The sequence below is a fragment of the Rahnella sp. AA genome, assembly GCF_002834385.1.
Taxonomy (GTDB): domain Bacteria; phylum Pseudomonadota; class Gammaproteobacteria; order Enterobacterales; family Enterobacteriaceae; genus Rahnella.
The window spans coordinates 62,514-81,452 of sequence record NZ_PITQ01000010.1 but is presented as its reverse complement, the minus strand read 5'-3'; the positions used below and the strand labels follow the sequence as shown (position 1 = coordinate 81,452).

The window sequence follows — 18,939 nt, the reverse complement described above, 5'->3', positions numbered from 1 at the left end:
CCGCTTCAGACCTATCTTGATGACCTGCTGGAGGCCGGCTTTGGCTACAGAGACGTGCACTGGCGGCTGGTCTGGGAAGATACCCGCTATTGCGACGGCATTATCCCCGATGAATCTGAGTATTTCCTCGATGACGCAGAAAACAATCGCATCACCGCCTTCGGCGGTGAAATCAGCCCGCACACCGGCAGGTGGGGAACCTTTATCGACGGCAGCCTGCGCTATGTTCACCTGAAACAGGGCCAGAAACTGCCGGACTATGAAGATAAAGAAGGCAAGCTACACCGGGCGCTCTGGTCATTGCTCGAGCGGGATGATAAAGGCAATATTTTTGTTAACAGACAATAAAAGCTCCGGGACTAAGACTGCTCACTGCAAGTCATATTGATTCTCTTCAAACCCACAACACACGCCTGACTTCAAATACCTCACAGCACTTCAAACAAAGACGCAATAAAGATAAGGAATTCGCCTCTTATGGCAACACTACATTCCCTGCTGGGACACTGCCCGGATATAACCCAGACACAGTTGCTGCAAAAAGCAAAAGCCCAGACTGCCTTGTGGGACAAATGGCTGCAACCCATCAGCAGCACCTTGCCCGTGGGTGAAGACCCCGGGTATGACGACGATTTTCAGCGCATGCGTGAAGAGGTCAACAAAATCTCGGGCGCTGATACCGAGCTTATTTGTCAGCTGGCTGAAAAATTACTGATCACAGTTTGCAAAGATATGCGGGTGGCAACCTATTACCTCTGGGCGCGGTTACATCGCGACGGCGAATCAGGCCTGGCTGAAGGGCTTGAGCTGCTCAGCGGACTGATTTCCCGCTATGGTGATCAGCTGCTGCCATCGAGAAAAAACAGCCGACTGGTCGCGATGGAATGGTTATCTGGCAGTAAAGTGCTGGACAGCCTGTCGCTTTATCCTGAGGTTGATAAGCCTGAGTTTGAACGCATACTCGCCTCGCTGGCACTTTTCGAAGATACCATTCCCGCTTGGGAGCCCGAAACCCGACCGCAACTCAGCGGCTTATATGACGCTCTCGGCGCACGTCTTGCACAGTCCGGCGGCTTCGATGCGGTTGTTCCGCAAAACAGCGGAGGCCAGGGATCCGCCGAATCCCGTTCCGCTTCACAGGAGATGCCAACACTACGCACCATTCAGTCTGGTCGTGAGTTGCTCGATCAGGCTAAAGCGCTCGCGCAATATCTGCGCGACCAGCCACAGGGCTGGCTTTCAGGGCATCGTCTGATGACTACCGTGCGATGGGACACCGTCGATCAACTCCCTCCGCTTGACGCCAAAGGGTGTACCCGACTCGTGCCCCCGCGAGCCGAGTACCGCGCTCATCTCAAACGCCTGTTCTTGCAGCAAAGCTGGAGCGAGATACTGGAGAATGCCGACCGGATGTTTAGCGAGGGCGTCAATCATTTCTGGCTGGATCTGCAGTGGTATTTGTATCAGGCGCTAAGTAAATCCGGGGCTCCCTATGACGGCTGGGCGGAGTTCATCAAACAAGATTTACGGTTGTTACTGATCCGTCTGCCCGGTCTTGAAACTCTGGCTTATAGCGACGGGACTCCGTTCGCTGATGAGGTTACCGCAGGCTGGATATCCGGCGAAATACAGGGCAATAGCGTGCTCTGGCAATCGGAGCAAAATGCGGCGTCAGTTAACGGTGATGACGATGTGCTCCAGCTGGAAGCTGAAGCACTGGCCCAGGCAGACAGTGACGGTATCGAGTCCGCACTCAACTGGCTACAAACCCGTCCTGGTATGAATACATATCGCCAGCGTTGGCTCATCCGACTGCTGATGGCCCGTATTGCTGAGCAATATGGCAAAAATGAGATGGCACTTCATTTGCTCAGCGAACTGGAAACGACGGGCAACAGTCTGACGCTGGCCCAATGGGAACCGGCATTTTTGTTTGAAGTGAAAGCCCGCCGCCTTAAATTACTGCGCATGAAAGTTCAGCGCGGTGATACCAATAAAACACTAATTTCGCAGGAAATGGACACGTTGCTGGCCGGGCTTTTCGCTATTGATCCCGCACGGGCTGCCGTGCTTTGCGCTTAAAAGGAATGCAAACGGATGAACTCCCCATCCCCTTCTCTCTATGAAGTTCTCACCGGTAACTTCACCGGTGATCTCGATCGTCAAAGCATCAGCGAAGCCAATCAGGTCATTCTGTCCGTGCTCGACAACATGCAGCGGGTCCTTAACTGCCGCGCAGGAACGATTTCGCATCTTCCAGATTACGGCCTGCCGGACATGAGCAAAATCTTGCAGGGGATGCCCGGCACCGCGCACTCCCTGCTGACTACGCTTTCCGCTACGTTGCTGAAATACGAGCCGCGGATCCGAAAGCTGAACGTGATTTTACTGCCGCAATCCACACCGGGGCATCTTGAATACGCCATCGACGCTGAGCTGAAAGAGCTTGGTCTGGTGCGGTTCGGGACGGAGTTTATGCCGGAAGGCCGGGTGCTGATGCGCCATATGAAACAGCAGAATTATGTTTGATGGCCGTCTGCCATTGGCGATAACAGAGGAAGTATGTCAGCTAAAGAGCGTTTTTTGAAAAAGCTACAGGACAAACAACCGTGTCGTACCGTGTTTGAAAATAAAGGTCAGGCTGATATCGCTGAGTTTCAGCAACAGATGAGTCAGCTTCAGGAGAACGTGGAAACATGGCTGGCCGGTACCGGCATCCAGACGGAAAGCACCTCCGTTTCATTGGTTGAATTTCTGATAGGCGGAAAGGCATTCAACATTCCCGGCATCCACCTGCGTTATGGAAACAGGATGGTGAAATTCACGCCTGCCTTTTTATACGGTCAGGGTGTGACGGGCTGCGTGGAAGTGAGCCTCTGCGCTGAGGGTGCTCCGGTCCCTCTTTGCCGTTTATTCATGCGTTCCGCAGAGCACAATCACTGGACATGGCGTCCGGCGGGCTGGTCCACGCAGCCCGGCGAAACGTTCAGCGAAGAGATCTTTTTCAACATGATTGAAGGTTTATTGTCCTGACTTTTGACCCTGCCGCCTGATTTTTATAATTCCTGCGTTTGAATGTCATAACGCAAGTTTATTGTCTTACTCTTTTCAAAAACGGAGGTGCAACACATAACAACGGTACCATCACAGTTCACTGAATCTATATGGAACGGCTGGCTAATTATGCCTGGTCGAATTTATTTAAAACAAAAGGGTTTTTATATGTTTAAAGGTATTTTATTGCTAACTTCCGCTTCACTTTTTTCTTTAAGTGCACACGCTGGTTTTTTTGGCGGAGGGGATGAGTTTAAATGTGGCAGGGATGATGCAGTAAAAGCTGTCCAGGATTATATTAAGAATGAGGCTGGTGCGAAATTACAGAATTACTACATAACAAGCCCTGCGGCATTTCATAATAAGGATATTCAGGAATTTCAAAGCAAAATAGATTCAATTCCGATGGCAATTTCGAATGTCTCGACAACATCTGATACCGACGGCACTCTCAATTGTAGTGCAACCCTGTCAGCTCAACTGCCTCCCGAGACACTGGCTGTCATAAAAAGTAATCCCGAGTATCTCTCCAGTATCATTTCAGACAACGGCAAACTGAATAATGGCAAAGTGGTATGGAGTAATTACTCATACAGCCTGAGTCTTGCGGACAATAAAAAAGATATTTCCGTTAACAAAATTAATTACATTCAAAATGCTTTGTACCAAATTGCCGTGCTTGCCGTTAACAAGGATTACATTATTGATTCTAATTTTAACGGAAAATTATTAAACGCCAGGAATGACTACGCGAGAAGTGACACTTATCTGAACGACATCTGGAAAAACCTCCCGGATTCAATCAAGGCATCCATGAAAAAATCGCAACAGACCTGGGTGGGGGAGAAAGCACTGAAATGCGGAAAACTCTCTGATGCAAATATGGAAACGACTCCGGGCCAGACCAGAATCAATATTTATGACTGCCAGACTAAAATGACTAATGAACGCATTACATTCTTAGGTGGTGACAATAATTAATTTCCTAATCTAACCAAAGTGCACCCGTGGATACGGGTGCACGAATCTCACCCGCCTAATGTTGCCCTTTCAGGTAAGACAAGATGATGACCCAAGATATAAACCGCCAGTTGCGCACCGGGGGCGACCCGCGTGCGCTGGCTGATTATGCCGTTTTACGCGAAGAACTGAGTAAGCTGACACACCCGGCGCGTCCGGATGTGAACTGGAAAAAAGTGGAACAGCTGTGTCTGAGTCTGTTCCGGCAAAACGGCATCGAGCTGCAAACTGCGTCATGGTATACGCAGGCGCGGGCGCAACTTGTCGGGTTGTCCGGGCTGAATGAAGGGCTGGCGATACTCGACGCGCTGATCTCCCGCCAGTGGCCGGGGCTGTGGCCGCAGCCGGTTCATGCACGGATGGAGATTCTCACCGGGCTGAGCCAGCGTTTGCAGCAATCCCTTCGGGGAATGACGCTGGAATACCGCGACCTGCCGCAAATTTATGAGGCGGAAAAACTTATCAATGCACTGTGTGATGTATTGGAACGCCTCGAACTCAAACACGCCAGTCAGCTTGCCGTGCTAAGTACCTTTATGCAGGGTGCCGCGATGCGTCTCGAAAACATGCACGCCACGACAGACTCTGCCGTTGTGCTGCCCGCTTCCGCCGAAAAAGTTGAAAGAACATGGGAGACCCGGGCCAGAGAACCCTGGGTTTATGTTGCTCAGGCAGAACCGGTGCCGCCGCAGGTGGTGATTTCGTCCGCTCCGGCAGCCAGACACCCGTTACAGTGGAAAGGATTTGTGGCGGGGATTGTGGTCACCGTACTGGTCGGCAGCGGCGTGGTGGCAGGCGTGAACGCGTTTTATCATCCGCCTGCCAGCGAGCGGCTGATAGCGTCACTGACGAACACGCCTAAACCTCTGAGCGCTACAGAGCTGCAAGCCCTGAAAAATCGCGAGGTCGAATCGCTTAACCGCGAAGCATCAGGGATCATTGCCGCAACCCGCCAGCAAACCCGTCATCTGGCCGCACTTTCACCGCACTGGGCGCAGGACACCGGTTCGCAGCTGATCCACCAGACCCGGTTCCTCTGGCCTGACAATCCCGAGACGAAAAAGCTGACGCAGGAATGGAACGAGCAGCTGACCGCCAATGCTATGCCGCTGGAAAACCTTAACGGCTGGTATTCGGCCAACGCGCAGTTGCAGCAACTGGCAGATAAGCTTAACGGGCTGGATGAACAGCGCGGCAAATATATGACCGTCTCGCAGCTCAAATCGTCAGTTTTTGCCATTCAGCAGGCGCTGACCAGCGCTACACCGGTCGAAGAATCGTTGCGTAAATTAGCCGACGCCAGACAGCAGAAAAATGCCGTGTCCCCTCAGTTGCTGATGCAGCTGGATAATCAGTTCGCACAGTTGCTGAACCGGTATGCACTGCTGGAACCCGCCGCTGCGATGCCTGAAACACAACAACGATGATTTATACGCCGTCGGCCAACCCCGCTGCGCTGACGGCGTTTCCTTCGTGATACGTAAATGTAAACAAATACTACAACCATTACCTGTTTTGACGTCATTTCGACCAAAACCGATGACATAAATTTACATTGCATTAAAATCAGAATGCGCTGATGCCGCTGGCGATTTAACTTTTTAGTTACCAATATGGCACACAACAAGTCATTACTGGACGCAGGGTAATTACATTCAGAAAACATCAAAACTCTTTGATCCAGATCAATGCAACATCATGTCCGCGCACTTTTTAGGGTTACTCTTCCCTCGGGCGTTTCGGCCTGAAATTAGTTTTCCTCCCCGTACCTATTCCCCTGCCGCAAAAGTGTTTCAGCCGGTAATTTCCCCACGAAACCGTCCCTGTTAATACCTTTAACCCCTGTGGTTAAATCGGCCCCTCGCGAAAACCCAGCTGTACCACCCTTTCATTCAAGACTTCACCTGCGAATGTCAGAAATTGCCGGTTCCCGTACCGGTATTAATGTCTGGAAGGGTTACCTGACACACAAAAAGAGGTTGTTATGTTTGGTCTTGATGCGCTAGAACTGGCCCGGATCCAGTTTGCGTTCACCGTCTCTTTTCACATCATTTTCCCCGCAATCACAATCGGGCTTGCCAGTTTTCTGGCTGTTCTGGAAGGCATGTGGCTGAAAACGAAGAAAGAGGCTTACCGCGACCTGTATCATTTCTGGTCGAAAATTTTTGCCGTGAACTTTGGCATGGGTGTGGTCTCCGGTCTGGTGATGGCTTACCAGTTCGGCACCAACTGGAGCATGTTCTCCTCATTCGCAGGGAGCATTACCGGCCCGCTGCTGACCTATGAAGTATTAACCGCGTTCTTCCTCGAAGCCGGTTTCCTGGGTGTGATGCTCTTCGGCTGGAACCGCGTCGGCCCCGGTCTGCACTTCTTCTCCACCTGCATGGTGGCGCTCGGTACGCTGATGTCCACCTTCTGGATCCTCGCGTCCAACAGCTGGATGCAGACACCGCAGGGCTACGAGATTGTTAACAATCTGGTCGTGCCGGTCAGCTGGATGAAAATTATCTTCAACCCGTCTTTCCCGTTCCGTCTGATGCACATGACCACCGCGGCCTTCCTGGCGTCGGCGTTCTTCGTGGGTTCTGCGGCGGCCTGGCATTTACTGCGCGGGCGTGATACCCCGGCAATCCGCACCATGCTGTCGATGGCGATGTGGATGGCGCTGATTGTCTCCCCGATTCAGGCATTTTTGGGCGACGCCCACGGCCTGAACACCCTGAAATATCAGCCGGCTAAAATCGCGGCCATCGAAGGTCACTGGGAAAATAAAGACAATAAACCGACGCCGCTGGTGCTGATCGGTTACCCGGATATGAACCGTGAAGAAACCCGTTACGCGATTGAAATCCCGTATCTCGGCAGCCTGATCCTGACGCACAGTCTGACGCATCAGATCCCGGCGCTGAAATCTTTCCCGAAAGAAGATCGCCCGAACTCGTCCGTCATTTTCTACACCTTCCGCATCATGGCCGGTCTGGGCATGCTGATGATTTTACTGGGTGTGCTGAGCCTGATCCTGCGTCGTGGCGGCAAAATGTATACCTCTAAAGCGTTCCTGCGCTTTGCCTTCCTGATGGGGCCTTCAGGTCTGCTGGCGCTGCTGGCGGGTTGGATCACCACGGAAATGGGGCGTCAGCCCTGGGTCGTTTACGGCCTGCTGCGCACCAAAGATGCGGTATCGAACCATAACGTTCTCCAGATGAGCGTCAGCCTGATCCTGTTCATCGTGATTTACTGCTCCGTATTTGGCGTGGGTTACGGCTACATGATGCGTCTGATCCGCAAAGGTCCGCAGGCGCATGAAGGCGAAAGCGTAGACCACGGTGGTCCGGGTCAGCACCGTACGCCAGCGCGTCCGCTGTCTGCTATTTCGGAATCACTGTCTGACGACTCTAAGGGAGCTTGATAATGGGTATCGACTTACCGCTGATCTGGTTTTTGATCATCATCTTCGGCGTGATGATGTATGTGGTGATGGACGGCTTCGACCTGGGCATCGGTCTGCTGTTCCCGCTGGTGAAAAAAGAGCACGACCGTGACGTGATGATGAACACCGTTGCGCCGGTCTGGGACGGCAACGAAACCTGGCTGGTGCTGGGCGGTGCGGCGCTGTACGGCGCATTCCCGCTGGCGTATTCGGTGATTCTGGATGCGCTGTCCATCCCGCTGACCCTGATGTTGTTCGGTCTGATTTTCCGCGGCGTGGCGTTTGAATTTCGTTTCAAAGCCAGCCCGGCCAAACGCCATGTGTGGGATAAATCCTTCATCTGGGGATCGGTTATCGCGACCTTCTGTCAGGGCGTGGTACTGGGCGCCGTCATCAACGGTATTCCTGTGGTTAACCGCACGTATGCCGGTGGCGCGCTGGACTGGCTCACGCCGTTCACCCTGTTCTGCGGGTTCGCGCTGGTCGTGGCGTATGCCCTGCTCGGCTGCACCTGGCTCATCATGAAAACCGAAGGCGAATTGCAGGAAGCGATGCACAAAATCGCTAAACCTCTGCTGGTGGTTTTCCTGCTGGTGACGCTGGCAGTCAGCCTGTGGACACCGCTGACGCACAGCGATATCGCCACCCGCTGGTTCACGCGCCCTAACCTTTACTGGTTCCTGCCGGTGCCGGTTCTGGTGGTATTAGTCTCTGCGTGGATGTTCCGTGCCATCAGCAAAAACGCGCATCACGCGCCGTTCCTGCTGACGCTGGCGCTGGTGTTCCTGGGCTATACCGGTCTGGGGATCAGCATCTGGCCGAACATCATTCCGCCGTCCATTTCTATCTGGGAAGCGGCGTCACCGCCACAAAGCCAGGGCTTCATTTTGGTTGGCGCGCTGTTCATCATCCCGATCATTCTGGTGTACACCTTCTGGAGCTACTACGTGTTCCGCGGAAAAGTGACGCCGGATCAGGGTTATCACTGAGGAATTTCGTATGAATCTCATCAGAAAAATGGATGACAACAACATCACCAAAGCGCCGTTTTTAAAACGCGTTGGCTGGCTGGCCGTCATCTGGGGTGGAAGTGTGTTAGCGCTGTTTGTCGTCGCGACAGTATTTCATCTGCTGATGTTTGCAGCGGGAATGCGGGAGCATTAATGCAGAGGGCCGCTGCATCCGTAGCGGCCTTTTATTTATCTCTTCAACACCAATTCCACAAAATCACAGATATCTTCCATGGCTTCCTGCCTGACGTCGGCTGAGGGCATGACGATCAGCTGATCCGCGTAGCCGTTGAGCATCGCCGAAAGCTGGCGGGTGACGCGTGCGGCGTTGGTGGATCGAAATATCCCCGCTTCAGTGCCTGCGCTGATGATTTCAGCCAGCAAATCCAGCCATTTCCTCACCATCATCTGTGCCAGTTCAGCGTAAGCCTCGTTGTGCGCCGCCAGTTGCCACAGCGAACCGTAAAGTCGCCAGATGTCACCCTGCGTGTCCGGCAGATAACTGTTTACCAGCGTGTGGAGTTTTTCCTGCGGCGGCAGCACCACGATTTCTGCGGTGAACTCTTTGAGTTCCGCCAGCATCACCTCCGTCAGCGCTTCGATACACAGCGTCTGCCAGTCGGGAAAGTAGTGATAAATATGACTGCGCGAGATCCCGACGTATTCCGTCAGTTCGCGCGTCGTCACTTTCTCAATCCCCTTTTCGATAAAGAGGCTGATTGCGCCGTCGAGGATTTTCGCCCTCAACGCTTCCCGATTTTCTTTCATCATCAATCCTGTGCTGGCATTGAGCAACCGCTCAGGCCGCAGTTTATCAGGAAGACTGGCGCACGCCCACCGGCTTACGCAGGACAATCTTCAGCACCACCACGGTGGCGATCACCAGCGTGGCGGCAGAAATCAGGACTGCCAGAAACGCCTGATCAAACGCCGTACGCGCCAGTTCGCTGATTAACGTCGCATGCTCCGGGCTGAGATGGCTGGCGATATTCAGCGCTTCATCGAGGCTGTCATACGCGCCGTCGCCGGTCACAATACCGTCCGGCAACGTGAGGCTGCGGCTGTAAACTGCCGTCATCAGGCCGCCCAGCAACGTCACACCCAGCACGCCGCCCATTTCCCATGACACGTCTTCAATCGCTGCGACCATCCCGGCTTTTTCTTCCGGGGCATTCAGCATGATGGAGGTCGAGGCCGCCGTCACCGCGCCGCCAAGGCCGAAACCTAAAATAAACAGACTCACGAGCTGCATCGCAGTGCCGCCTTCAAACAACAGCGCGTGGCTGACAATCCCCGCGGCGGAAAGCGCAAAACCGCCCAACATGATTTTGCGGACGCCGTATTTTGGCATCAGCATTCCGGCCAGCGGCGATGCCAGCGCGGAGGCTACCGGAATAGGCAGAATAAACATCGCGGCCATAAATGGCGTTAGCCCGAGCACCAGTTGCAACCGCTGGCTCAGTACCAGTTCGATGCCGATCAGTGCAATCATCGAGGTGATCGCCACGCCCACGCCGCAGGCAAAAGCGCGGTTGCGGAACAGTGAAAAATCGATCATCGGCTGCACGGCGCGTTTTTGCCTTCTGGCAAACAGCCCCAGAAACAGTACGCCCACGATGGCCGGGAACAACACGCCCGCCCATGAAGAGTTCATATTGCTCAGCTCTTTCAGCGCATAAATCACGCCGACCAGCCCGAGCATCACCATCGCAGAACCGGTGAAATCACACGGACGTTCCGGGTTGCCTTTGCCGCGCGGGATCAGCGCCAGAGCACAAGGGAATACGGCCAGCACAATTGGCACGTTGATCAGGAACACCGAGCCCCACCAGAAATATTCCAGCAACACGCCGCCAATCACCGGCCCGAGCGCCGCCGCGCCTGACGCCACCGCCGACCAGATACCAATCGCCAGCGCACGTTCGCGCTCATTGGTAAACACATGGCGCACAATCGCCAGCGTCGCGGGCATCATCATGGCCGCGCCAATCGCCAGAAACACGCGGGATGCGATCAGCCATTCTGCGGACGGCGCAAAAGCCGCGCACAGCGACGCCAGCGCAAACACCGGCAGGCCGCTCATGAACAGATTTTTATGCCCGAGACGGTCACTCAGCATACCCGCGCCGGGAAGCAGCCCGGCGACGACCAGCGGATACGCATTCACGATCCATAATTTTTCGGATGACGACGCCCCCAGCGCCAGCGTCAGACGCGGCAGCGCCGTATAAAGCACTGTCATATCAATGATGATCAGGAAAAGGGTACTGGTGACAATGGCGAGGATCAGCCAGCGGTTTTGGACGAACATATACAGCCTCAGAAAGTTTTTGAGCACTTGCTCAAGCGCGAAAGGTACTTGAGCGGGCGCTCAAAATCAAGCGAAGCCAGCGTAATGGTTGAGGATCGGTTGACACACCGGCGGGCAGAAACGCAGAACTCAGCGGCAAGAAAAAGCCCACCGGAAGGTGGGCAAAAGGGGTAAACAGACTTTTATCTCAGCTTTCTTATTATTTCCCCGGTGTGGCGAAATTACTCTTTAACAGTGTCTTCCAGCGTGAAACGGCCCAGCGGGTTCTGATGGAAATCTTTGATATTTTTACGTGTCACGTTGCGGTACGGGCTGTAATACAAATCTATCCAGTTCACGTCCGCTTTAGCCATTTTCTGTAAATCGATATACATCTGCTGGCGTTTTGCCGGATCCATTTCCACACGGGCGGCGGCCACCAGCGCTTTCACTTTATCGTTGTGATAACGCGTCATGTAGTTGTTGTTGGAATCATGTCCCAGCACAAACGTGGTTTTCTGATCGGGATCGAGGATGTCATTCGTCCAGTACATCACCGAAATGTCGTAATCACCCGCGACTAACATGTCCCAACTCTGGCTCGGATCCACTTTTTGCAGGTTGGCCGTAATGCCCGCTTTTGCCAACTGTTGTTGCAGCAGAACGGCGATTTGCTCGTCCACTTCATCCCCGGCGTTCACCAGATATTTCAGCGTCAGGTTTTTCACGCCTGCCGCCGCCAGCAACTGTTTGGCTTTCTCCGGGTCATAAGGGCGTTGTAAGTTACCGGCGTAGTGATACAACGCGCCGTCAGGAATATAGGAATTGGCGATTTTGCCGTAGCCGAACGTCACGGTGTCGATAATCGACTTTTTGTCGATGGCGAAATCCAGCGCCTGCCGGACTTCAACTTTGCCCAGGTCGCCGTGTGAATGGTTAATCAGCAAGTGATCTTCTCGCGTAGAAGTGTCCAGTTCGACGGCCAGTTTCGGGTCTTTCTGCAACGAGGAAATGCGTGAGAACGGAATCGACAGCGCTGCATCGATTTCGCCCGCCTGCACCTTGAGCATTCGGGTATTGTCATCCGGCAGCGTCAGCCACTCGACGCCATCAAGCTTCACCTTCGCAGCATCCCAGTAATACGGGTTTTTCACCAGCTCGACTTTCTCGCCACGCGTCCACTCTTTCACGCTGAATGCGCCCGATCCCACGGGATGTTCGGCAAAATCATCCGCGCCCTGTTTGGTCAGCGCCGCCTGTGAAATCACCGACGCATTAGGCAGCGCCAGCTGGGAAAGAAACGCTGCCGACGGCGTTTTCAGCGTGATGACCAGCGTGTGCGCATCGCCCGCTTTCAGCGTATCAATAATGCTGTACGAATCTTTCCACAGTGAACCGGCGTCATCGCGGATACGCGTCAGGCTGAACACCGCATCCGAAGCCGTGACCGGCGTGCCGTCTGAGAATTTTGCCTCGCGCATTTTCAGCGTATACGTTTTGCCGTCCGGCGAAATCGTCCAGCTTTCCGCAAGCCCCGGCAGCAGTTTGGTGCCGGTATTGTCGACGCGAACCAGCGGATCAAACACGTTGGAGAACACCCAGTTATCGGCGTTTTGCGCCGATTTGATCGGGTCGAACGTCGTGCTGTCCTCACGACGTCCGATGGTCAGAACCCCGGCCGCCTGCGCCATTTCGCTGACCAGGCTCAACGCCAGCAGCACCCCGGCGGCCACAACGTTAAAATGCTTTTGCTTCATGTCACATTCCTTCAGTCATCGGAAAAATCCTTTCGCTACCGGGCGCATCAAGCACACAGGCGAAAGCATGGTCGGCAATATGCCGGGTTTCGGGTGCCGCGCCCTGCCTGCACGCGGGCAGCGCGCGGACACAACGTGGATGAAAAGCGCAACCCGCAGGCAGCGAAACCGGGCTGGGCGGCTCGCCCTGTAACGGGTTCTCCGGCAGCGGGCGGTCGGGGTCAATTTCAGGAATTGCCGCCACCAGCGCGGCGGTGTAAGGATGGCGCGGCGTAGTAAACACCGTTTGTGTCGGGCCGCTTTCAACAATCCGTCCCAGATACATTACCGCCACGCGGTCGCAGAGACGCCGCACAATCGCCAGATCGTGCGCGATAAACAATATTGCCAGCCCCATGCTCTCGCGCAGATCCATCAGCAAGTTGATGATTTGCGCCTGAATCGACACGTCCAGCGCGGCGACGCACTCATCGGCGACAATCAGCCGTGGCTCAATCGCCAGCGCGCGGGCAATTCCGGCACGCTGGCATTGCCCGCCGCTCAGCGCCTGCGGCCGTCGTGAAGCATGTTCCGCGCTCAGGCCGACCAGCGTCAGCAGCTCGTTAACCCGCGCCGGGATCGCGGCTTTCGCGACTTTCTGGTGTACACGCAGCACTTCACCAATGCTCTCGCCCAGCGTCTGACGCGGATTCAGTGAGGAAAACGGATCCTGAAAAATCATTGCCGTTTGCTGACGAAGCCGGGCAATATCCGGTTTCACGCCGCCGGTGATCAGTTGCCCGTTAAAGCGCACACGCCCTGCACTGGCGCTCTCCAGCTGCAACATCGCGCGCCCCAGCGTGCTTTTTCCGCTGCCCGATTCGCCCACCAGCCCCAGCGTTTCTCCGGCATTGATGTACATCGACACACCGTTCACCGCCTGCACGACGCGCTTTTTACGCCCCAGCCCGCCGGATACCGGAAACGTCACCGAAAGATCTTCGGCTTCCAGCAGCGGGTAAGGCCGCGCATTCTGCACAACTGTCAGGTCAGAAAGTGGATTCATTTTCCCTCCCGGATATCTCCGGACTCAGAACCCGCAAAGGGTGATGGCAGGCGGCAACGTGGCTGCGGGCAAACTCAGCGGTCTGCATCGCGGGCTGAAGATCATGGCACTGCGCCGTGGCATGCGCACAACGCGGATGGAAACGGCAGCCGTTCGGAAAATGCTCCGCAACCGGTGGCTGGCCGGGCAACGTGATCAGCCGTCCCGCACCGCCTTCGCTGGCGGGCTGGCAGTCAATCAGGCCGCGGGTATAAGGATGCAGTGCCTGCGCCAGTACCTGACGTTTTTCGCCGGTTTCACACAAGCGCCCGCCGTACATCACCGCGATGCGGTCGCAGGTTTGTGCTACCACGCCGAGATCGTGAGTAATGAGAATAATGGCGATACCCAGCCGGTCGCGCAGATCACCAAGCAGCCGTAAAATCTGCATCTGCACGGTGACGTCCAGCGCCGTAGTCGGTTCGTCGGCAATCAGAATTTTTGGCTCGCAGGCCAGCGCCACGGCGATCATTGCGCGCTGACGCATACCACCGGAAAACTCATGCGGATAGTTGTCCACGCGACGCTGCGGATCGGGAATGCCCACCTGCCGCAGCCATTCGACGGCCTGACGCTGTGCCTCGCGGCGGCTCGCCCCAAAATGCAGGCGGCGGCTTTCTGCAATCTGCTGCCCGATGGTCATCACCGGGTTCAGATGGCTGGCCGGGTTCTGGAAAATCATGCCAATTTCCCGCCCGCGAATGGCCGTCATGCGTTTATCGCTGAGCGTCAGTAAATCGGTGTCATTCAGGCGGATTTCTCCGGCGCGGATGTTCAAGCCTTCGCCCGGCAACAGGCGCATCATGGCGCGGCAGCTCAGCGTTTTGCCCGACCCGCTTTCGCCCACCAGCCCGAGGATTTCACCGGCACTGAGCGTGAGGGAAAGCTTATCCACCAGCGCCACGCCCTGCCGGTCTTCAATGGTTAAATCGCGAACTTGCAACAGCGTCATGGGCGTTCCCCCAGTTTGTCGCCTAAGCCGTCGGCCAGCAGGCTGAAACTCATCGCCAGCACGACAATCGCTAAGCCCGGAAACGTGGTTATCCACCAGGCGGTGGTGATAAAACTTTGCCCTTCAGCGACCATCACGCCCCATTCGGCCAGCGGAGGCTGAACGCCTAAGCCGAGGTAGCTCACCGACGCGCCGCTGAGCAAAACCAGCACGCAATCGGACATCGAAAACACCAGCGAACTGGTCAGCGCGTTGGGTAAAAGATGCAAAAGCAAAATACGCGTATGGCTGTAGCCCAGGCTGCGTGCGGCCAGAATAAAATCGCGGTGTTTGAGCGTCAGCACCTGCGAACGCACCAGCCGGGCGTAAGACACCCAGCCGACCATCGCCATCGCGATATAAAAACTGCTCAACCCCGGCCCGAGAATGGCGATGATCGAGAGCATCAGCACCAGAAACGGAAACGCCAGCACCACATCGATAACGCGCATGAAGAACGTATCCACCGCGCCACCGAGATAACCGGAAAACGCACCGACCAACGTGCCGAAGGTGAACGGGAAAATGACGCCGATAACGCAGATTTGCAGATCAATCCGTGCGCCCCACATCACACGGGACAGAATGTCGCGGCCAAAATTATCAGTGCCAAACGGATGCGTGAGCGTTGGTGGTGACAGTGTCACAGAGGCATCCTGCGCAATCGGGTCGAACGGCGCAATCCACGGGGAAAGCAGCGCAATCAGCACCCAGGCGCTAAGCATTAATACGCCGAGCCGCAGCGCCTGCTGACGCGGCAACCAACGCAGGTGAAAGCAGCCCAACCGCTGCGTCGCGATTTTGTTTGTCATGTTCATAGCTTCACCCTCGGATCCAGTGCCACCGTCAGCAAATCAGCCACCAGATTGACGGCCACCGTCGCCAGCGCAAACACCAAAACCACGCCCTGAACCACCATGTAATCGCGGCTGATAATGGCTTTCACCAGTAACTGCCCCATGCCCGGAATAGCAAAAACGCTTTCAATCACCACCGTGCTGCCGATCAGCCAGCCGATATTCACTGCCAGCAGATTGACCGTCGGTACCAGCGAATTGGGCATCACGTGCCGCCAGAAAATCCGGTTCTCGTTCTGCCCGCGCGCCATGGCCGCGGTGACATAATCGTTCTGCAATTCCATCAACAAACTGGCGCGAAGGTTGCGGGTCAGCACCGCCGACAACGCCAGCGCCACGGTCAGACAAGGCAAAAACAGATGATGTAAACGCTCGCCGAAATCACTGCCGTAGCCCGACACCGGAAACCAGCCGAGTGACAGGCTGAACAGCAAAATCATCATGATCGCCAGCCAGAACGCCGGTAATCCGAGGCCAACGGTAGAAAGCAGACGGATCATCTGATCCGCCAGCCGCCCGCGGTTTCGCGCCGCCGTTGCCGCCAGTGGTACGGTAAACAGCATCGCCAGCAGCACGCTGCCCAGCACCAGATACAGCGTCGGTTCGATGCGCGACATGATCAGTTTCAGCGTATCCACGCGGTAAATCAGCGACTTCCCCATTTCGCCATGCAGCAGGTTACGTAAGAAGTAGAGATATTGCTGCCAGACCGGCAGATCCAGTCCGTACTGGGCTCGTATGCGGGCGATAGCCTCCGGCGTGCTGCGTACGCCCAGCAGTATCCTCGCCGGATCGCCCGGTATGGCACGCACCATGACAAACGTCAGGATGCTGATCCCCAGCAAAACCGGCAGCAATTGCAGCGGGCGCCAGAGCAAAAATCGGTAACGGTGCATGGCAATCCTCTTAATGACTGTTTCTGGTGCAGAGCGGGGGTCATTTCCCCTGTGGCTCTACGTTAGCCCCGGCAAAACCTCACCGGTAGTTAGCAAAAATACTAGGTTTGTCCTGGCGGCGATTTGGCACTGCGATTGCATAACTTTTTCTTAACAACCGGGCAGCAGCAAAATCGGTGCCCGATCAGCACATTCATGGCGGAAAGCCGAAATTGCGGAGAGGAATTCATGAAAATCGCGGTGAAAGAAAGTGCAGCGCCGTTGCGGGAAACTACCGTGGACGGCGCTTTTAACCAGCTTTTCGCGCAGACTTCTCGTCTGGGATTCGACGCCCTGATTTACGATTACACGCCGGTACCGCGATCGCTGGAAGGCGAGCTGATCACGCCCTCTTTGCTGCGGATGTGTAACGTGCCGGGTGATATGCAGAGGCTGTGGCTGGAAAGTGGCTATTATCAGGTTGATCCGGTGCAACATTACGCGCTGGAAAGCTGCGCGCCGTTTGTGTGGTCCTATCAGCGGCCAGACAACACCTCCCTGCAAAACCGTCTTAGCGATCTCAACAAACCGGTTACGCATTACATGTGTGATAACAACATGCCGAGCGGTGCGACCGTGCCTCTGCATTTGCCGAACGGCGGGTTTGTCACCGTGACCGGCATACACACCGGCGCGGGGCATGAACTGGATATTCACGATGTGCTGGCGGAGCTGAGCCTGCTGGCGCTGACGTTTCAGGAGTGCATCTTTCCGCTGTTCGACGCCAGCGTGCTGACCTGCAAACATGTGCGGCTGAGCAAGCGCGAGCGCGAATGTCTGGCCTGGGCGGCGGAAGGGCTGACGGCCAAGGAAATCGCCCGAAAACTTAACCGCTCGGTGGCCACCGTCACGCTGCACCTCAACACTGCCGGTCGTAAATTGGGGGCCAGCAACCGCGTCCAGGCGGTGGTTCGCGCGCTGCATTACCGCCTGCTGGACAGCTGACCGCCCGATTTCCTATCTTTTTTACTAGCTGTTCAGCACCGCCCCGATGTTTACCCTGAGAAGATTATTCACCGACAGGGGAAACAAAATGGTCAACATCACTGAAGGCTACGCGCCGTTTCAGGAATACCAGACCTGGTACCGCATCAGCGGCGATCTCAGCAGCGGCATGACTCCGCTGGTGATCGCCCACGGCGGGCCGGGCTGCACGCACGATTACGTTGACGCGTTCCGCGACATCGCCAAAACGGGCCGCGCGGTCATTCATTACGATCAGGTAGGCAATGGCCGTTCGACGCATCTCCCCGATAAACCGGCAGGTTTCTGGCAACCGTCGCTGTTTCTGGCAGAGCTGGACAATCTCCTGCGCCATCTCGGCATCGAAGAAAACTACGCCCTGCTCGGGCAATCCTGGGGCGGAATGTTAGGTGCCGAACACGCCGTCACGCAGCCCCCCGGCCTGAAGGCGCTGATCATCGCCAACTCACCCGCCTCGATGGAACTCTGGCTGCAAGCCGCCGCCCGCCTGCGCAACGGACTCCCTGCCGGTGTGCAGGAAACCCTGCTCGCCCACGAACAGGCCGGAACGATCGACAGCGAAGAATACAAAGCCGCCTCGCAGGTTTTCTACGCGCGCCACGTTTGCCGGCTCGACCCGTGGCCGGAAGAGGTAAAACGCACCTTCTCCGCGATGGAAGCCGATCCGACGGTTTATCACGCCATGAACGGCCCGACCGAATTTCACGTCATCGGCAGCATGAAAGACTGGACGATCATCGGCCGTCTGCCGGCAATCAACGTACCGGTCTTGCTGATTTCTGGCCGTTACGATGAAGCTGCGCCTGAAGTTGTTCAGCCGTTCGCCGATCATATTAAAGGCGCGGAATGGGTCATTTTCGAGAATTCAAGTCACATGCCACATGTTGAAGAGCGTGAAGCATGTATGGAATGTGTGGCGGAATTTTTGGATTTGCAGGAAGCAGCTGCAAAGGGCTGCCTTTAAAGGCGGTCTGGTGTAAATTTCGGTTTTTCAATTGCGGTGATCGCTCAAGATCAAGACCTTGGGCTCGCCGCCCAAACAGCTTTGAAGCAGCAGCTTGGTGTAAATTTCGGTTTTTCAATTGCGGTGATCGCTCAGCGGCTCGCGCCGAAACCGACCAAAGAGGCCCAGGACGGGGCCTCTTTGGAATCTCCGCGTCTTTTTACAACCCGCGCTATCGCTCGCTGGCTATGTTTCAGGTACCGCAGCTATTGCCGCGAAAACTTGCCGCTGCGCGGTGCCTTCATTTCGGTATTCGAGCCTTTCGGTCTCGAAACACTCATTCAGCAAGCTTTCTGAAAGCGGCTGGAGGCTTTTTCAATTCAAAATCAGCCCGCATAAATCTTGCGAATTACATAGCCATTGGCCGCTTTCAAAAATCACGCCGCAGGAGTGGTGGAAAACCGAGCGTGTTTTTGCGAGGTTTGTAACCCGAACGAAGGGCACCGCGCAGCGGCGGGATTTTGCGGCACTAGCCGGAGTTTCTGGAACATAGCCAGCGAGCGGCAGCGCGCAGTTAAAAAGCG

General features: G+C 55.5%; 19 protein-coding genes. 12 read left to right on the top strand and 7 right to left on the bottom strand.

Annotated elements, in window-relative coordinates:
- From CWS43_RS27605 to CWS43_RS21015, 9 genes are all read left to right on the top strand, one after another.
- The coding region (locus tag CWS43_RS27605) for an Imm72 family immunity protein (protein ID WP_255414166.1) at positions 1 to 348 on the top strand (348 nt) is incomplete at its 5' end.
- Between the two features lie 129 nt (positions 349 to 477).
- On the top strand, positions 478 to 2,082 hold the full coding sequence (tssA, locus tag CWS43_RS21050) for a type VI secretion system protein TssA (protein ID WP_101079070.1): 1,605 nt from the start codon (positions 478 to 480) through the stop codon (positions 2,080 to 2,082).
- 15 nt (positions 2,083 to 2,097) lie between these two features.
- The gene (tssE, locus tag CWS43_RS21045) at positions 2,098 to 2,529 is read left to right on the top strand and encodes a type VI secretion system baseplate subunit TssE (RefSeq protein WP_101079068.1); all 432 of its coding nucleotides are present in this window, start codon (positions 2,098 to 2,100) and stop codon (positions 2,527 to 2,529) included.
- A gap of 54 nt (positions 2,530 to 2,583) precedes the next feature.
- Complete coding sequence (locus CWS43_RS21040; RefSeq protein ID WP_369825912.1) at positions 2,584 to 3,033, top strand: hypothetical protein; 450 nt, start codon at positions 2,584 to 2,586, stop codon at positions 3,031 to 3,033.
- Positions 3,034 to 3,222: 189 nt separating this feature from the next.
- Positions 3,223 to 4,035, top strand: coding sequence for a lysozyme inhibitor LprI family protein (locus tag CWS43_RS21035; protein ID WP_101079064.1), 813 nt, complete (start codon positions 3,223 to 3,225; stop codon positions 4,033 to 4,035).
- A gap of 83 nt (positions 4,036 to 4,118) precedes the next feature.
- On the top strand, positions 4,119 to 5,501 hold the full coding sequence (locus CWS43_RS21030; RefSeq protein WP_101079062.1) for a VasL domain-containing protein: 1,383 nt from the start codon (positions 4,119 to 4,121) through the stop codon (positions 5,499 to 5,501).
- A 557-nt stretch (positions 5,502 to 6,058) separates the two neighbouring features.
- Complete coding sequence (locus CWS43_RS21025) at positions 6,059 to 7,483, top strand: cytochrome ubiquinol oxidase subunit I (RefSeq protein ID WP_101079060.1); 1,425 nt, start codon at positions 6,059 to 6,061, stop codon at positions 7,481 to 7,483.
- Positions 7,484 to 7,485: 2 nt separating this feature from the next.
- Positions 7,486 to 8,493: a cytochrome d ubiquinol oxidase subunit II gene (gene cydB, locus CWS43_RS21020; RefSeq protein WP_101079059.1), complete on the top strand. Its 1,008-nt coding sequence runs from the start codon at positions 7,486 to 7,488 to the stop codon at positions 8,491 to 8,493.
- 10 nt (positions 8,494 to 8,503) lie between these two features.
- Complete coding sequence (locus tag CWS43_RS21015) at positions 8,504 to 8,668, top strand: DUF2474 domain-containing protein (RefSeq protein ID WP_101079057.1); 165 nt, start codon at positions 8,504 to 8,506, stop codon at positions 8,666 to 8,668.
- 35 nt (positions 8,669 to 8,703) lie between these two features.
- Here CWS43_RS21015 and CWS43_RS21010 read toward each other — a convergent pair whose 3' ends face one another.
- The 7 genes from CWS43_RS21010 to CWS43_RS20980 form a co-directional block, all read right to left on the bottom strand.
- Complete coding sequence (locus CWS43_RS21010) at positions 8,704 to 9,282, bottom strand: TetR/AcrR family transcriptional regulator (protein ID WP_101079055.1); 579 nt, start codon at positions 9,280 to 9,282, stop codon at positions 8,704 to 8,706.
- A 46-nt stretch (positions 9,283 to 9,328) separates the two neighbouring features.
- Positions 9,329 to 10,825 (bottom strand): MFS transporter, encoded by a 1,497-nt coding sequence (locus CWS43_RS21005; RefSeq protein WP_101079053.1) that lies wholly within the window; start codon positions 10,823 to 10,825, stop codon positions 9,329 to 9,331.
- Positions 10,826 to 11,046: 221 nt separating this feature from the next.
- Positions 11,047 to 12,561, bottom strand: coding sequence for an ABC transporter substrate-binding protein (locus CWS43_RS21000; RefSeq protein WP_101079051.1), 1,515 nt, complete (start codon positions 12,559 to 12,561; stop codon positions 11,047 to 11,049).
- A gap of 1 nt (position 12,562) precedes the next feature.
- Entirely contained in the window at positions 12,563 to 13,606 is a 1,044-nt protein-coding gene (locus CWS43_RS20995) for an ABC transporter ATP-binding protein (RefSeq protein WP_101079049.1), read from the bottom strand.
- The gene (locus tag CWS43_RS20990; protein WP_101079047.1) at positions 13,590 to 14,597 is read right to left on the bottom strand and encodes an ABC transporter ATP-binding protein; all 1,008 of its coding nucleotides are present in this window, start codon (positions 14,595 to 14,597) and stop codon (positions 13,590 to 13,592) included. The genes CWS43_RS20995 and CWS43_RS20990 overlap by 17 nt, the downstream gene beginning before the upstream one ends.
- On the bottom strand, positions 14,594 to 15,454 hold the full coding sequence (locus tag CWS43_RS20985; RefSeq protein WP_101079046.1) for an ABC transporter permease: 861 nt from the start codon (positions 15,452 to 15,454) through the stop codon (positions 14,594 to 14,596). The genes CWS43_RS20990 and CWS43_RS20985 overlap by 4 nt, the downstream gene beginning before the upstream one ends.
- Positions 15,451 to 16,389 (bottom strand): ABC transporter permease, encoded by a 939-nt coding sequence (locus tag CWS43_RS20980; protein ID WP_101079044.1) that lies wholly within the window; start codon positions 16,387 to 16,389, stop codon positions 15,451 to 15,453. The genes CWS43_RS20985 and CWS43_RS20980 overlap by 4 nt, the downstream gene beginning before the upstream one ends.
- 228 nt (positions 16,390 to 16,617) lie before the next feature.
- On the opposite strand from CWS43_RS20980, the gene CWS43_RS20975 reads away from it, so the two are divergent.
- The 3 genes from CWS43_RS20975 (at position 16,618) to CWS43_RS20965 (ending at position 18,712) form a co-directional block, all read left to right on the top strand.
- On the top strand, positions 16,618 to 17,373 hold the full coding sequence (locus CWS43_RS20975; protein WP_101079042.1) for a LuxR family transcriptional regulator: 756 nt from the start codon (positions 16,618 to 16,620) through the stop codon (positions 17,371 to 17,373).
- An 88-nt stretch (positions 17,374 to 17,461) separates the two neighbouring features.
- Entirely contained in the window at positions 17,462 to 18,376 is a 915-nt protein-coding gene (locus CWS43_RS20970; RefSeq protein WP_101079040.1) for a proline iminopeptidase-family hydrolase, read from the top strand.
- Positions 18,377 to 18,412: 36 nt separating this feature from the next.
- Positions 18,413 to 18,712, top strand: coding sequence for a hypothetical protein (locus tag CWS43_RS20965; RefSeq protein WP_101079038.1), 300 nt, complete (start codon positions 18,413 to 18,415; stop codon positions 18,710 to 18,712).
- Positions 18,713 to 18,939: the final 227 nt, after the last annotated feature.